Source organism: Salinivibrio sp. IB868, from assembly GCF_001995655.1.
In the GTDB taxonomy this organism is placed as follows: Bacteria; Pseudomonadota; Gammaproteobacteria; order Enterobacterales; family Vibrionaceae; genus Salinivibrio; species Salinivibrio siamensis.
This window is the reverse complement of record NZ_MUEW01000009.1, coordinates 118,224-132,969: the sequence shown is the minus strand read 5'-3', so window position 1 is coordinate 132,969 and position 14,746 is coordinate 118,224. Positions and strand designations below refer to the sequence as shown.

The window sequence follows — 14,746 nt, the reverse complement described above, 5'->3', positions numbered from 1 at the left end:
TCTCCCTCTATAAGCGTAGTGGGCAGACTAATAAACGATCAAATTTTTAACAAAATGGCAGGACGTGTCGCGGGTCTGTCAAAAGGCGGCAAGAAATGCGACTCACTGTGTGTGCAGTGAGTCGCAGCCTAGACGTTATTTAAGCTTTAATTGGTTGGTAAGTGGGTCGTACTCACAACCAATATCATCAAATTTACTTTGCAACTGATCGTGGTCGAGGTCTAAATGCGCCATCAGTGCTTCCAAACTATCACACTCTAGACGCAGTCTTTCATTCACAATGCCATAGAAGATAGCACCATCTAATCGGCTGATATTGTGGATATCCATACCCTCTCCTTGCACTGAATTCACGCACTTTGAGTATAGATCCTAGACGAAAAACTGCCCAATCAAGCAATGACAAGCCGTGTCAAACTGATATTGGCCAACAGCATAAATCCAAAACCAACACTCACGCGCCAAAACACAGGCGATGTTTGTTTAAGCAGGTGCCAAATCTGTGCGGCCACCCCAAGCAAACCTAGGCCTGCACCAGCCATAATGGCATTGATGTCACTCGTTGCCGATGGGCTAACCGCTGACAACAGCGCGGCCATCATCATCACGCCCATAAAGGCTAATACACTGCTCACAGGGAGCAAGCGATCAAAAGCTTGCAATCGCGAGCGCGCACGCACTAACAAACTATGGCCAAGGCTCGCCCCAAGAATCACTAGTTGCAAGGCTCCCATCATCAGCATCCCGCCACCGTGCGTGGCAAGTATGACAATCCATGCAACAAAACCCAATAAATTTGCGACATGAAGCAAAGGAATGGGACCGGAGTGACGTGTTTTGCCTGTTTTTGATCGAAACGCAAAAATCCCTAACAACAAAAAGGGTAAACTGGCGAACAACGTAAATGGAACTAAGATCAACCACGCAAAAACAGGCACCCAGAAAGCACGATGGAATCGGCCCCGCTGGCCTGGGCATATTTCTCCTTTCAATAGCGCCAGTGAGAGCACCAGCTGTGCCCCTAGAATTGCCGAGGCAACCGCAGGAGCAAGTAACGTATACATAGTGAAAAGCACCTTACGTATCTCAATAAAAAATGGTCAATTATTCGTTTCATTGCATTAAAAAGTTGGCTAGATCACATTGAATGCAAGAAACACAGTCAAAACAAACAACAAACTGGCATGTTTGCACGCTTATACCAACCTTTATGACAGAAAAAAATAACATGACCGCGCAGCAGGATAATACCAAAGCGGCGGACGCAACTGGAACCTTTGCACAGGCGGGAACAACAATGAGTGCAATGATGAGTGAAACCTTAGGCCATATTATCTACAAGCTGCAAATATCATTCCTTGAGCTGTGGAGTGCTAAAAAGCACGCAAACAGCTTTAATAATACACGCAGCACTTATCTGCGCAGCCGCTTGTGCGTGTTGTGTTATGTATGGGCCGCCCTGACCATTGCATGGTCACCCGCTGATTTTTTGTTCCTCGCTGACAAAGCGGCCGCTGCGCAGCTCTCGCTACAACGCCTTTTGTTAGCGGGTATGCTTATTACCATTGGTTACGCGGTCAATCGCGCTAATAATCTCAAATCAGCGAAACTTGGCTTGGTCGCCATGGTACTCGCTACCAACGCCTTTTATTTGTCCGCCAGCCACACTTTAGGCTTTCCCACCGACAACGCGGCATTCTCTTACAGCTACACCTTGCTGCCCATTATTCAGATTGTCATGCTGACCATCTTCCCGCTCACAATGCGGGAAAGCATACTCTTGATGTCGATTACCCTGATTTGCCACTTATGGGTTGATTCATTCAGTGGCACCATGACCAGTCCAGATAATATTGCTTCGTATTGGCTACAAACCGTTATTGCGTTCATGGTGGTATGGTCACAGCTTTCTCAACTCCACATGATTTTGCGCCTTTACCGGCAGGCGACGCTGGACCCATTAACCGGTATCTATAACCGCCGAATGCTATTACAGCTGGCCATGCGCGCTCTGGCCGTTAGTGAAGAGCGGCACTCGCCATTCTCCGTCTTGCTGCTCGATTTGGATAAGTTCAAGCGAATTAATGACAAGTGGGGTCACTACGCAGGCGATGTGGTCTTGCAATCATTTACTCGCACCGTACAAGAGCGCTTGAGAAAGGCAGATATTTTCGGTCGCTTTGGTGGCGAGGAATTTATTGTCTTCCTCCCTAAATGTAATGGCGAAATCACCGCACAAATCGCCGAGCGTTTGCTGGGTGAAATTAGAGAGATGGATGTCTATATTGATGAAAGCCGTACTCCGTTGAAAGTCACCGCGTCGATAGGCCTTTCCACGCTACAACCAGGCGATACGCTTTCATCCTTGATAGAGCGCGCCGACAGTGCTCTCTACCAAGCAAAAGCCGAAGGGCGAAATTGTATACGTACTTACCAGCCAGGCAAACAGACGGGGTTTGACGCCAGAAACTCTGTCAGCCGTGACAATATCGATATGCCCACCGAAACATCGCTTTAGCGAAGCATTCGGTCGCAAAAAGACAATCAGAGACAGGCAGGAGAAAGTACAGTCATCGCGAGACGCTCTCTTGGATGGGCGTTGGGCAACGCCTTTTTCTCCGCGCCGAGTTAACGCTTAGGATGCCACAACAGACGTTTGGCGCTGGCTTTCGCGACGTCGGCGCATGACACGAGAAAGGCCAAATACCAGTCCCAATAAAATCGTGATAAGCACTAGGGCCGCGATCACCACGCCAGGCCATGCAAAGTGTTGCCAAGCTGCGATAAGATAAAACCCACCGAGACTACCACCAATATAATAATGCACCAGATATAAGGCTGTTGCCGTTGCTTTACCCTGCGCGGCTTGACGGCTTACCCATCCATAAGCGAGTGAGTGAGTAAAGAACGCGCCACCGCTTACAATTAATAACCCCACCACCATCCAAAGCACCTGACTGCTCAAGGTCACTAAAACCCCCAGCATGGCCACCCCTGTTCCAAAAGCCATGCCTTTGATCGCGCCAAAGTGCAGCACCCAGCGCCCGCTCAATCGTGATGTCACCGTGCCGGCGAGGTAACAAACAAACACCGAAGACACCAAACTGACTGGCAATTGGTAAGGCGCAGCCACCAAGCGAAACGCCATCACCGAAAACAAATTCACGAATAACGCAAAATTGATACCGCCAATCATCATCGCCAGCCACAATTTGGGAGTGCGAAGATGCGTGAGCACCCCGCGAGAATGGGTCAGTAAGGAGGTATTGCCAGGCGAAAAATAACGCTGACGAGGCAAAAGTTTACTCACGATGGCCACACCTACCAAGGAGAGCACGGCCATCGCCATCACCGCGCCATGCCAGCCCCACCAATCTGTCATCATCCCACCGAATACACGCCCCGAGATCCCCCCCAGTGAGTTAGCACTGATATAGCTACCCACAGCAATTGCCAGCGCCTCCGGTGAGAATTCTTCTGCCATATACGCGACCGCAACCGCGGCAAACCCACCCAGCGCAATGCCGACTAAAGCCCGTAAACCGACGATGATCCAAAAAGAAGAGGTGCTGGCGATCATAAGGCCTATCACGGGAAGCATCCAAAGGCTCACCAGCATCACGGGGCGCCGGCCGATTCGCTCCGACAGCACGGCCCAAGGCACCAGTGAAAAAGAAAGACCTAAAGTGGTGGCCGCAAGTAGCCAGTTCGCCCGTGTTTCACTGATCCCATCAGCCGCGGCAAAGACAGGTAGCATAGGTTGAAACAAGTAAAGGTTACAAAAAATCAAAAACGAGCCGAACGCGAGCGCAAACGCCGTCAGTCGGTAACGTGGTGAGCCAAGCTCTATCATGAAAACCTCACCAGTGGGCTAAGATGTGATCATGCTAACAACCGCTTTATAATTAATAAAATATATTAAATATATCCTCTTCATATATTTTATTTATATTCATGGACGTCAAACAGCTCCGCCAAGTGATTGCTGTCGCTGAGACTAAAAGCTTTACGCTCGCCGCCCAGCGTCTGCATATCGCGCAACCAGCGCTCAGTATTGCAATTAAAAAGCTTGAGAATCAATTGGGTATGCCGATTTTTATTCGCAATGAAAAGCATATTCAGCTTACGCAAGAAGGGCAAGTATTGCTGCAGCATGCCTATCGCGTCGTACAGCAAATGCAAGATGCAGCCACAGCCATGGATGAGCTTAAAGGATTGCAAAAAGGCGAGGTACGTATCGGTGTACCGGGTATGCTCGGATCTTATTTTTTTCCTGAGTTGCTGATGGGGTTCCGCCGTCGCTATCCCGCGCTAAAACTCACAGTGGTAGAGGCTGGCACTCACTCCCTGCGGCAAATGCTGCTCGACGGTGAGCTGGATCTCGCCGTGATTAACGATAGAGAGGTGCCCGATTCGTTAGAAACCACGCATTTGATTTCCTCGCAGATGGTCGCCGTTGTCGCGACCGATCATACGCTCGCCACACATCATAAGCTCGATTACCACACCTTTTTCGACCATGAGTTGATCATGTTCCGTCCGGGATACTTCCACCGTGATTACCTTGACCAGGTCTGCGATACGCATGCAATAACCCCCAAACTTTCATTAGAAACCAATTTACTGGCGATGATTTTGAATATCGTCCGTCATGGGTTTGCGATCAGTGCACTGCTCGATATGGTCACCGAACATGAAATGGGGATTGTCGGGATCCCCTTTACACAACCGATCAAGCTCGATATTGCGATTGCCTGGCGTAAACAGGGCTACTTGTCCCTCGCCGATCGCGCCTTCATTGATTATGTGCAACAACACAATCCGTCTGCCAAGCCTTCTATGACATCCTGAGCCACCTTTCCCCAGATTTACCCCTATACTCGATGCAGGATTATCGCTAAAATCGCTGGCTAATTTATCGCCCGCCCTGGCGCACGATGCGCGTATCGTTGAATCGCCTGTCCTCATTGCAATGGGCTGACCAAGAGACCATAACGTGACACCGACTGCTATATACGATTACACCCCTTATTGGGCGGCCTGCTTTGGCCCCGCGCCTTTTTTGCCCACCAGCCGTGAAGAGATGGATATCTTAGGTTGGGATAGCTGCGATATCATCATCGTAACCGGTGATGCCTATGTCGATCATCCTAGCTTTGGTATGGCGGTGATTGGCCGCACATTGGAAGCACAAGGGTTTCGTGTTGGCATCATCTCGCAGCCTAACTGGCACAATAAAGATGATTTTATGGCATTAGGCGAGCCTAACCTATTCTTTGGCGTGACGGCTGGCAACATGGACTCGATGATCAACCGCTACACCGCAGACCGAAAACTGCGCCATGATGATGCCTATACGCCCAATAACGAGGGAGGTAAACGCCCTGATCGTGCGGTTTTGGTCTATTCTCAACGTTGTCGAGAGGCGTATAAGCAAACGCCGATCGTACTGGGCGGGATAGAGGCCAGCTTGCGCCGTTTAGCACACTACGACTATTGGTCAGACAAAGTCCGTCGCTCTGTGTTATGTGACGCGAAAGCAGACATATTGCTATTTGGCAACGCAGAACGCGCCTTGATAGAAGTGGCACATCGTTTATCTCGCGGTGACACCTTAGCCGATATGACTCGCATCGCGGGCACCGCAGTGATGATGAAAACACCGCCCGAAGGTATGGCAGAAGTCGATTCCACCCGCATTGATAAACCGGGAAAGAGCATGACCATGCCCAACCCCTATGCAACAGAAACCCAATGCGAAACCAGCAAAAAAGCAGAGCCGGATGCCGCGAAACCAATCACCATTCGCCCTTCTAGGCATGATGCGAAAAACACCTTTGTTCGCCTGCCCTCGTTTGAAAAACTCAGAAACGATCGGATTTTGTATGCCCATGCAAGCCGGGTGATGCATTTGGAAGCCAACCCCTACTCCGCGCGGGCGTTGGGTCAGCAACATGGCGATCAACTCCTTTGGATTAATCCGCCTCCGGTGCCGCTCACCACCGAAGAAATGGACTATGTGTTTGGCCTCCCCTATGCGCGAGTACCTCATCCAAAGTACGGTAAAGCCAAGATCCCTGCCTACGACATGATTAAAACCTCGGTGAACATTATGCGTGGCTGTTTCGGCGGTTGTTCATTTTGTTCAATTACCGAGCACGAAGGGCGGATCATCCAAAACCGCTCACAAGCGTCGATCATTGAAGAGCTCAATGATATTCGCGATAAAGTGCCTGGTTTTACTGGCACGATTTCAGACTTGGGTGGCCCAACCGCTAACATGTATCGACTCGGCTGTGCCGATCCTAAAGCGGAGCGTAACTGTCGTCGCCCCTCTTGTGTATTTCCAAAGATTTGTGACAAGCTCAATACCGATCATCGCCATACCATTGATCTTTACCGTAAAGCACGCCAGGTAGAGGGAATCAAAAAAGTCCTGATTGCCTCGGGAGTGCGGTACGATCTGGCGATTGAGTCACCGGAATATGTGAAAGAGTTGGTCACTCACCATGTCGGTGGCTATTTAAAAATCGCCCCAGAACATACTGAGAAAAATACGCTGGATTTAATGATGAAGCCCGGTATGGGTGCGTATGATCGCTTCAAGGCTCTATTTGAAAAATACAGTAAAGAAGCGGGCAAAAAACAGTATTTGATCCCCTACTTCATTGCCGCGCATCCAGGGTGTACGGATGAAGATATGGTGCATCTGGCATGCTGGCTGAAAGAGAATGCCTTTGAGTGCGACCAAGTGCAAAACTTTTACCCATCACCCATGTGTAATGCGACTGCCATGTACCATTCAGAAACCAACCCACTGAAGCGGGTACGCTATAAAAAGCGCGAAACACTGACAGTGGCAAAAGGAGAGCGCCAGCGACGCTTACACAAGGCGCTACTGCGTTACCATGATCCCGCTAACTGGCCACTGATCCGTGAAGCCTTGGTACGTATGGGGAAACAGCATTTGATTGGTAACGGGCCCAAGTGCCTGATCCCGAAAGAAGATGCCCCCGAAAAAACAGGCCGGCAGCGCCGCTCAGGCCGCCATGGCACCCAGCGCTTTGCCACTAAGCACCCCAAACAACCCGATATACGTCGGCCAAATAACAAAGGGCGAGGCAATAACCAGCGTGGAAAACGCGCATAAGCGCCTGCTTTAAAAGGATGAAATAAAAAACGCCCGTCGTGGTACACCCCGTTGCGGGCATCTTACTACGGGCGTTTCACTACGAGCGTTTCACTACGAGCGCGGCGAGTTTGTTGGCGTTACGGTATCATCGTACTCATGGCGCGTCGGATACGCCCACAACTAACGGAAAAGCTCAACACCAATCACACCAAGCGCCAGGACACCGGCGATGGCTCCGATCACCCACGCAATTTTCTTTTGCGTCCCCTCGTCCAAGTACTGGGCTGCCGTAATCCCGAGTAAAACCAGCAAGATGATAACAATCGTTTTAAGCATTTGTTTTACCTTAGCTTTCAGCTCTTTATTTTACTGTATGACAAAGCCACCCAGATGCAAGCTTTATAGTGATACGTTATCGACACGCGCACGATCAATTCGCGTACACGCTAGCCGCAACAAGATTTGCAAAGGATGTTGTAACTGCGTCTCACTAAACCGCTTCACTTGGCTACGGCACGAGTAACCGGTTGCGAGCACTCTCTCGCTAGGTAGGTTGGCCAACTGTGGCGACCAACTTAAATCATAGATCGCAGCTGACGTTTCACGTTTGTCTGCTTCATGGCCATAAGTGCCCGCCATACCACAACAACCGACAGAAATCGGTTTAAGCGTCGCACCAAAGTGCGCAAATAAAGCCACCCATTGTTGCTCAGCATGAGGCAACTGTGTTTTCTCGGTACAGTGGCCGAACAGATACCAGGGGTCAGCATCACGGCTCGTCACGACCGGCATGTCAGGCACAACACTGCTCAGCCACTCATGACTCAGCATCACATTAAAGTTACCTCGGTGCTTACCTAGCGCTTCTTGATACTCATCGCGATAACAAAGCACCAGCGCCGGATCAACGCCCACCATGGGAATATTCAACGCCGCCAGCTGGTTTAAAAAGCCAGCGGTGTTACGCGCCGTCTGGGCGAAACGACGGAGGAAACCTTTTACATGCTGGGCTTTCCCGTTGGGTTTAAAGGGTACCAGCATGGGCACCTTCCCGAGTTGTCGCGCCAGTTTGATCAAATCGTGAATCAGGGGCGCTTCATAAAAACTGGTAAAAGGGTCCTGTACGATCAACACATAGTGCTCACGCTCTTGCGCGGACAGAGCCTGCAGCCATGCTAAGTCAAACTTAAGCGCATGATCGCCCGCTAGAGACTGAGCCAGCGTCGGCACCGACAACGCCGGTGTGTCTGTGTAGCCAATTAGCTTCGCAGTGAGCCCTTGGGCCCATTGAGGCTGAGTCGCCGCATTCACCCATTTTGGTGCTTTGGCCATCAGCGGGAGCAAGGTTTCAATGTTCGCCACTAAGTGGTCTTTCACCGGGCGCGGATAGCGGCTGTAATAGAGCTGTATAAAGCGCGAGCGGAAACTCGGCACATCCACTTTGATCGGACACTGACTAGCACAAGCCTTACACGCCAAGCAACCGCTCATGGCTTCCATGACTTCATGGCTAAAATCATCTGCTTCTCTGCGGCGAGTAAAATAGCGTCCGAATTTGGCCATCACTTCACGGACTGACGGCGACTGGGTCATCAATGCCTGCTCAACCGCCAAGGGGTCGACACCTTGCTCAGACAGTAAACGCAACCATTCCCGCACGATCCCAGCGCGACCTTTTGGCGAATGGCGACGGTCATAACTGACCTTCATCGAAGGACACATGGGTGAGGCGGTGTCATAGTTAAAGCACAGCCCGTTGCCATTACACTCCATTGCCCCTTTAAAGCTATCACGCACTTCTACCGGAATTTGGCGGTCATAAAAGCCACGCTTGGTATCATCAACCTTCACCAAGGCATCTTGGCTATTAATCGGCGTACAAATCTTTCCTGGGTTCATTCGATTTTGCGGATCAAATGCCGCCTTGATATGGCGAAGCTGCGCAAACAAGGTATCACCAAAAAACGCTGGGCCGTACTCCGAACGATATCCTTTACCATGCTCTCCCCACATCAAGCCGCCATATTTGGCAACCAAAGCAACCACTTGGTCAGAGAGGGTTTTCATTACGCGTTCTTGGTCAGGGTCACACAAATCCAGCGCTGGACGCACATGCAGTACCCCCGCATCGACATGACCAAACATGCCATAGTGCAAATGGTGGCTATCGAGCAATGCCCGAAATTCACTGATAAAGTCAGCAAGGTGTTCAGGCGGTACACAAGTGTCTTCGGCAAAGGCAACGGGCTTGGCTTTACCTTTTGTGGCACCCAGCAGTCCGACCGCCTTTTTACGCATCGCGTAAATTTTGTTGATTGACGCGAGATCCCGACAAATCTGATAGCCAATCACCCCTTTTTGCTTGTGAGCAATCAAGCTATCCAGTTGCTGACAAAGTGCCGTAATCTGCTGCTCTATCTCACCCGGATCATTCCCCGCAAACTCCACCATATTAATGCCATGCATGGTTTTGCCGGGCACCGCTTGCAACAAGTCACTCACCGTATGCCAAACAATGTCATTACGCGCTAAATCAAGCACTTTGGCATCAATGGTTTCAACCGACAAGGCATTAGCGTCTACCATCATCGGCGCATTACGCAATGCTGAGTCAAAGCTATCGTATTTAATATTCACCAAGGTACGCACAGTCGGGATCGGGGTGATGTTGAGCTTGGCCTCGGCTATAAACGCTAGGGACCCTTCAGCGCCACATAGCACGCGACCAATGTCGAATACGGTCAGTGCGTCATCGTAAACATGTTTAAGATCATACCCGGTTAGAAAGCGATTTAATGGTGGAAAGGTCTCGGTAATCAAGTCACGGTGCTCACGACAGACTGAGGACACCGTTTGCAGCGCTCGGCCACTTAGATCGTCGCGCGACATTGCCTGCTGAAGCTGTTCAGCGTTAAGCGGTTGAGTATCCAAGAGACTGCCATCGACGAGCACTGCTTTTAAACCCAGTACATGATCAGAGGTCTTGCCGTAACGTAGCGAGCCTTGACCGGAGGCATCGGTATTGATCATCCCGCCAATCGTGGCACGATTACTGGTCGATAAGTCAGGTGAGAAAAAGTAACCATACGGGCGCAAGACATCATTGAGTTGATCTTTAACCACGCCTGCTTGCACACGTACCCAGCCTTGCTCCGGGTTCACTTCCAGCACCTGTTGCATATGACGCGACACATCCACCACCACATGCTGGGTCAACGACTGGCCATTGGTGCCAGTGCCGCCACCACGGGGAGAAAACTTAATCTCACTAAAAGCTGGGGCTTGGACGGTCTGACCAATAAGCTGAAGATCATCAACCGATGCGGGAAAGAGGACGGCTTGTGGTAAGGCTTGATAAACACTGTTATCAGTGGCCACCGCAAGGCGGCTCGCATAGGTCGATTCAATGTCGCCTTGAAAACCTGCTGTTTGCAAAGCGGTGATAAAATCAACAACGGCGGACGACAGGCCCGCCTCTGGATGGATTGCCGGTATCATTGCTGTTCCTGTGCGCTATCTCACCATGCCTGGTGCAATTTTTGTTGTGCTGTCACTTTACCTTAACTCTTGGCACAGCCAAAGCGATCACCTAGCAAATCCTTATCACCACTCGCGCCAACCTAGCCGCTTACCTGACCATTTAGCAAGCTCTGGGCTGGCAATCAGTACCCACGGGCCCAAACTCCATGCCGCCATTGAAACGACAATAAGCACAATCCAGCTTAGGCCTGTCAGCTGTGCCACTCCCCAGGCTGCGCCAACAATGGCGGCGATACCGAAAAAAATCCACGCCAGCGTTAACAGTTTGCCATTGAGCTGGCTGGCCGGTTTATGGCTAGGAAAGAGCTTATGCCAAACCTGACCGGTATAGACACCCGCTGCTAACGCTGACAGATACACCAAATTGGGGATCTTTAATGCCAATGCCAACAGCGCCATGATAAGACACGCTAAGAACCAGATTCTGCCTGTCGTTAGCATGGGCCGTTCATTACCCACCGTTACCGCATCAAGCTTGACAGTCGCCCAGGCAACGCTGCTTCCTACTAGCGCCCCGATCACTACATCACTGGCAAAGTGCACACCGAGATACATGCGGTTCAGCCCCATAAGCACTATCACCAACAGCGTCATGGCGAGCGCACTATAAGCAGGTGGGTGTGTGACCCGACGTTTTAGATACCAAGCGGTCATGACAGCCGCTGCGAGTAAGGTGTGACCACTGGGTACCGTAAAGCCGCTTGCCTGGCCGATTTGTAACTCTGGCCACAAATAAAACGGCCTTGGCATGGCAAAGCCACTTTTTAGCGTCGTCGACACTGCCGCCGCGCTTATTAACAAAAAGAGCAGTGATAATGCGGATTTATGGCCACGAAAGACCAAAAATAGCGGCAGCAGTGCAATGTAAAAGGCGGTCTCGCCCAGCGTATTGACCAATCTAAATACCGCGGTCACGGTCGAGCTCGCCGCCTCGCTCATTTGCTGTACCGCGGTTTGTATCCCCGCGACCCATCGATATTGACTGACATAAAACACAGGCGCTAAGGCACTAAAATCGGCCAAGGCACTGACATCGCTGCTTGGCGTTCTCGCCGCTAGCGACCACAAAAGATCACGACGGTCGCGAAAACGATAGCGATAATCCTGCGCATGGGCGCGCGGTACCAGCCGTGCTTGCTCGACTTCAGAGGCAAAATGGGGCGCGCGCCAAGCCGGCAAAAGACCCACTCCCTCCGCCGTAGAGACAACGGGCAATGGTGCCTGGCTTTGACAAGCAAATAACACACCGCGCTCATCTTGATGATAGACATTACCGACCGTGACGCGAATAGCCGTTTCTTCAAACACTTCACGCGCTAGCGCTCTACTCGGTGATTCGGCCAAATTAACCCGCCCACCGGGCAAACCATACCGTCCGGTCACTGTGTCTTTCACTAGCAAGAGCCGTCCGGCTGGATCGCTAATAATGCATGCGACCCCAGCGATCCCTTGCTCGGTGGAGAACGTAGTTTCATTCTCAGCCAAGGCATAGCTCGACACTAATCCGCTAAAGACTGACAATAGTACAGCGATAATCCGTTTCATGCGGCGGCTCCTGAATGCACGTGTCCTGATGAAAGATAAGGAAAAGAATGACGCAGCCAGACCCTCTTAGTCCCTATTATTACCATCATAACTTTCAAAACTTGATGGATTTAGTCTGCGAACGTGACTGGGATCTTCTCACGCACAAAGAACGACATTGGCTGACGACCTTTCAACAGCTTAGCTTCAAAGCACAGTGTTTGCTGGTGCGTTTACTGATGCGCCGTCACGACTGGTTTTTGGCCGGCTCGCTGCACTACGATGAGCTGGGTGAAACGCCGCCGCTGCTCGACACCTTAGCTGAACATCAGTTTATTAGCCTTACCCATACTGCCCCGGCAGAGGTGGTATTCAAATTACTCACCAAAACACAACTTATGACGGCTTTTCCTGATACAGGGCTCGCCAAAAGTGCGCCTAAAAGCCAGTGGCAGCAGGCGATAGAGGCTCTCTACGGCAATACACTCGACAGCCCTTATGAATTGGTGGTCTGCCACCAGCCAGACATCTTACCGGTATTAAACCTGCTGTATTTTGGCAATTCACGCCAGGATTTGAGCCAGTTCGTGGTGGCCGAGCTGGGTATCCAACACTTTGAGCCCTATCCCATTCGGCAAGCCGATCGCTTATTTGAGCATCGGTCCCAAATAAATGACTGGCTGCACTTATCCGCATTAAACGAGATCGTGTGGCAAGCGCGCAAAAACAAGCAACCTAAAGAAGTCTTGGCGTTAGCACCCTGTTTGCCAGCCCCTTTTGACTGGGCACCGCTCGAGCGCAAGCGGCAGCGCTTGGTTAATCGCATTGCACGCGAATTTGAGCGCCAGGATGATTTATCGACCGCATTGTCGCTGTATCAAACCACCACTCAGCCACCCAGCCAAGAACGACGCGCACGTATCTTGATAAAGCAAGGTGACATTAAAACGGCTGCAACGATCATCGCAACCATGCTCCAAGCCCCACACGATGAGGAAGAGCTTGACGTTGCTTATCGCTTGGCGAAACAAAAACCGGTTCGCGCACTCGGCAGCTTGGTTCCCTCAGCGAGTGCTAAACCGGCGACATTACCCACCGAGACGTTAGCTTTACCGCTGAATCACCGCGTCGAAAATGAGGTTGCTGACTATTATCGTCAGCAAGGCTGGGAAGTATGGTTCAGCGAGAACAGCTTGCTTAACGCGTTGTTTGGGCTGTTTTTTTGGGATGTTTTGTTTTTGCCGGTCCGTGGCGCCTTTCTTAACCCTTTTCAACGTGGGCCGCGCGATCTCCACAGCGACGACTTTGTCGCTAAACGGCAGACACTGATTGATCAGCGCCTCGCCGAGATTGATCGAGCACGCGATTGGGTGGCACAACACTATCAGCAAAAGCACGGCATCACTAACGAGTGGGTAAATTGGTCGGTGATAGAGTGGCCGCTGCTTGAGGCTGCGTTAGTCATGCTTACAGACACACAGCTTCGCGCCTGTTTTCAACGTATTTTGTTCGACCGTCGCCATAACCGCCGCGGCCATCCAGACTTGTTTATGTGCCGAGGCGCATCCTACCAATGGGTGGAAGTAAAGGGGCCGGGCGATACGCTACAGCCTCACCAAACACGCTGGCTACAGTTTTTTCAACAGCATGAGATCCCAGCGAAAGTGACGTATGTCACGCCGGATGAGTGATGCAAGCAGGGACATCCTACATGGGATAGGCCTACCACTGGCTCTCATACTCTGACGCGACATGCCTCAAGCCCCTAAAGTGACCTTGTCATTCACTCGCTTCAGCATTGGGGTTAAAAATGTAATGAGAACCATCGTAAACCAGCCGTTTAATCAACGCCTCGCAATGTTTGAGACCGCTGCGGTCAAACGACACGCCATAGCGTTGCATGCCCCATTTTTGTTGGCGGTTCTCTATTTGCCCACTCAAGATAAAACACTCGTCACTGTTTGGTGCTTGGATTTGAATCGCCATTTGGTGGTGTTTTTCAAACACAGGCGCAATGGCGTCAAAACTAAACCCACAACCGCCTGCAGAAATATCGGTAAGATTAACGGGCAAACGACGATGATCGAGCGGAATTTCCCCTTTGACGTTTAACTCATAACGATTATCTTTGCGCTGTTGTATCAGTTTGGCTTGTTGCGGTAACTCGACCATGACCAAATTAATGGGTGTTTTGAGCACGGTTGAGATCTTAGAGGCAAACCGCACTTTAGCCCCCTCGCCCTCATCAGATACTGCATCAACCGCCAAGCGATAACCTTCAATAAAAAACTGATTAACTTGATTAAGATTTTCTGTCGGTAGCGAAAAGAATAAGCGCTTTTCACCATCAAAACCGATAAAGGTACATTCACACCGGTACGTTTGTCCCACTGGGGTCTTTATTTGTACTTGCGTCGTGGTGCCATGCTTCATAAATGCCACGGCACGTAACCCTATGACGGTCTCTTCTCTCACCGTTTTGTATTTTTTGGCCTTAAGTTCAGGCAAGGACTGCATCATCGTTCGCTTTTATTGTGATGGATAACTAAG

The 14,746-nt window shown here is 50.7% G+C and carries 11 protein-coding genes; 4 read left to right on the top strand and 7 right to left on the bottom strand.

The window, feature by feature from the left end:
• Positions 1-135: 135 nt before the first annotated feature.
• Both BZG20_RS11205 and BZG20_RS11200 read right to left on the bottom strand, forming a co-directional pair.
• Positions 136-330, bottom strand: coding sequence for a DUF4250 domain-containing protein (locus BZG20_RS11205; protein WP_046073071.1), 195 nt, complete (start codon positions 328-330; stop codon positions 136-138).
• Between the two features lie 62 nt (positions 331-392).
• A complete protein-coding gene (locus BZG20_RS11200) occupies positions 393-1,064 on the bottom strand; it encodes a hypothetical protein (protein ID WP_077579048.1) in 672 nt (223 codons plus the stop codon).
• Between the two features lie 146 nt (positions 1,065-1,210).
• Between BZG20_RS11200 and BZG20_RS11195 the strand changes: the two genes are divergently transcribed.
• Positions 1,211-2,518 (top strand): GGDEF domain-containing protein, encoded by a 1,308-nt coding sequence (locus BZG20_RS11195; protein WP_158010033.1) that lies wholly within the window; start codon positions 1,211-1,213, stop codon positions 2,516-2,518.
• A 117-nt stretch (positions 2,519-2,635) separates the two neighbouring features.
• Here BZG20_RS11195 and BZG20_RS11190 read toward each other — a convergent pair whose 3' ends face one another.
• Positions 2,636-3,853, bottom strand: coding sequence for an MFS transporter (locus tag BZG20_RS11190; RefSeq protein ID WP_077579046.1), 1,218 nt, complete (start codon positions 3,851-3,853; stop codon positions 2,636-2,638).
• Positions 3,854-3,954: 101 nt separating this feature from the next.
• Between BZG20_RS11190 and BZG20_RS11185 the strand changes: the two genes are divergently transcribed.
• Together BZG20_RS11185 and BZG20_RS11180 are read left to right on the top strand one after the other, a co-directional pair.
• Positions 3,955-4,851, top strand: coding sequence for a LysR family transcriptional regulator (locus tag BZG20_RS11185; RefSeq protein ID WP_077579045.1), 897 nt, complete (start codon positions 3,955-3,957; stop codon positions 4,849-4,851).
• A gap of 145 nt (positions 4,852-4,996) precedes the next feature.
• On the top strand, positions 4,997-7,150 hold the full coding sequence (locus BZG20_RS11180; RefSeq protein WP_077579044.1) for a YgiQ family radical SAM protein: 2,154 nt from the start codon (positions 4,997-4,999) through the stop codon (positions 7,148-7,150).
• Positions 7,151-7,312: 162 nt separating this feature from the next.
• On the opposite strand, the gene BZG20_RS16005 is transcribed toward BZG20_RS11180, so the two are convergent.
• The 3 genes from BZG20_RS16005 to BZG20_RS11170 all read right to left on the bottom strand — a co-directional run bounded on the left by BZG20_RS16005 (position 7,313) and on the right by BZG20_RS11170 (position 12,217).
• Complete coding sequence (locus BZG20_RS16005) at positions 7,313-7,468, bottom strand: hypothetical protein (RefSeq protein ID WP_156146643.1); 156 nt, start codon at positions 7,466-7,468, stop codon at positions 7,313-7,315.
• Positions 7,469-7,531: 63 nt separating this feature from the next.
• On the bottom strand, positions 7,532-10,630 hold the full coding sequence (locus tag BZG20_RS11175; protein ID WP_077579043.1) for an FAD-binding and (Fe-S)-binding domain-containing protein: 3,099 nt from the start codon (positions 10,628-10,630) through the stop codon (positions 7,532-7,534).
• Positions 10,631-10,735: 105 nt separating this feature from the next.
• On the bottom strand, positions 10,736-12,217 hold the full coding sequence (locus BZG20_RS11170) for a phosphatase PAP2 family protein (protein ID WP_077579042.1): 1,482 nt from the start codon (positions 12,215-12,217) through the stop codon (positions 10,736-10,738).
• A gap of 47 nt (positions 12,218-12,264) precedes the next feature.
• On the opposite strand from BZG20_RS11170, the gene BZG20_RS11165 reads away from it, so the two are divergent.
• The gene (locus BZG20_RS11165) at positions 12,265-13,887 is read left to right on the top strand and encodes a VRR-NUC domain-containing protein (protein WP_077579041.1); all 1,623 of its coding nucleotides are present in this window, start codon (positions 12,265-12,267) and stop codon (positions 13,885-13,887) included.
• Positions 13,888-13,975: 88 nt separating this feature from the next.
• Here the strand turns inward: BZG20_RS11165 and BZG20_RS11160 are convergent, their stop codons facing one another.
• Positions 13,976-14,716 (bottom strand): PilZ domain-containing protein, encoded by a 741-nt coding sequence (locus BZG20_RS11160; protein ID WP_077579040.1) that lies wholly within the window; start codon positions 14,714-14,716, stop codon positions 13,976-13,978.
• Positions 14,717-14,746 lie beyond the last annotated feature (30 nt).

Excerpts from the sequence above, each read along its gene's own strand:
- BZG20_RS11190 (WP_077579046.1), bottom strand. The coding sequence starts at position 3,853 with ATGATAGAGCTTGGCTCACCACGTTACCGACTGACGGCGTTTGCGCTC.
- BZG20_RS11195 (WP_158010033.1), top strand. The coding sequence starts at position 1,211 with ATGACAGAAAAAAATAACATGACCGCGCAGCAGGATAATACCAAAGCG.
- BZG20_RS11175 (WP_077579043.1), bottom strand. The coding sequence starts at position 10,630 with ATGATACCGGCAATCCATCCAGAGGCGGGCCTGTCGTCCGCCGTTGTT.
- BZG20_RS16005 (WP_156146643.1), bottom strand. The coding sequence starts at position 7,468 with ATGCTTAAAACGATTGTTATCATCTTGCTGGTTTTACTCGGGATTACG.
- BZG20_RS11170 (WP_077579042.1), bottom strand. The coding sequence starts at position 12,217 with ATGAAACGGATTATCGCTGTACTATTGTCAGTCTTTAGCGGATTAGTG.
- BZG20_RS11165 (WP_077579041.1), top strand. The coding sequence starts at position 12,265 with ATGACGCAGCCAGACCCTCTTAGTCCCTATTATTACCATCATAACTTT.
- BZG20_RS11185 (WP_077579045.1), top strand. The coding sequence starts at position 3,955 with ATGGACGTCAAACAGCTCCGCCAAGTGATTGCTGTCGCTGAGACTAAA.
- BZG20_RS11160 (WP_077579040.1), bottom strand. The coding sequence starts at position 14,716 with ATGATGCAGTCCTTGCCTGAACTTAAGGCCAAAAAATACAAAACGGTG.
- BZG20_RS11205 (WP_046073071.1), bottom strand. The coding sequence starts at position 330 with ATGGATATCCACAATATCAGCCGATTAGATGGTGCTATCTTCTATGGC.
- BZG20_RS11200 (WP_077579048.1), bottom strand. The coding sequence starts at position 1,064 with ATGTATACGTTACTTGCTCCTGCGGTTGCCTCGGCAATTCTAGGGGCA.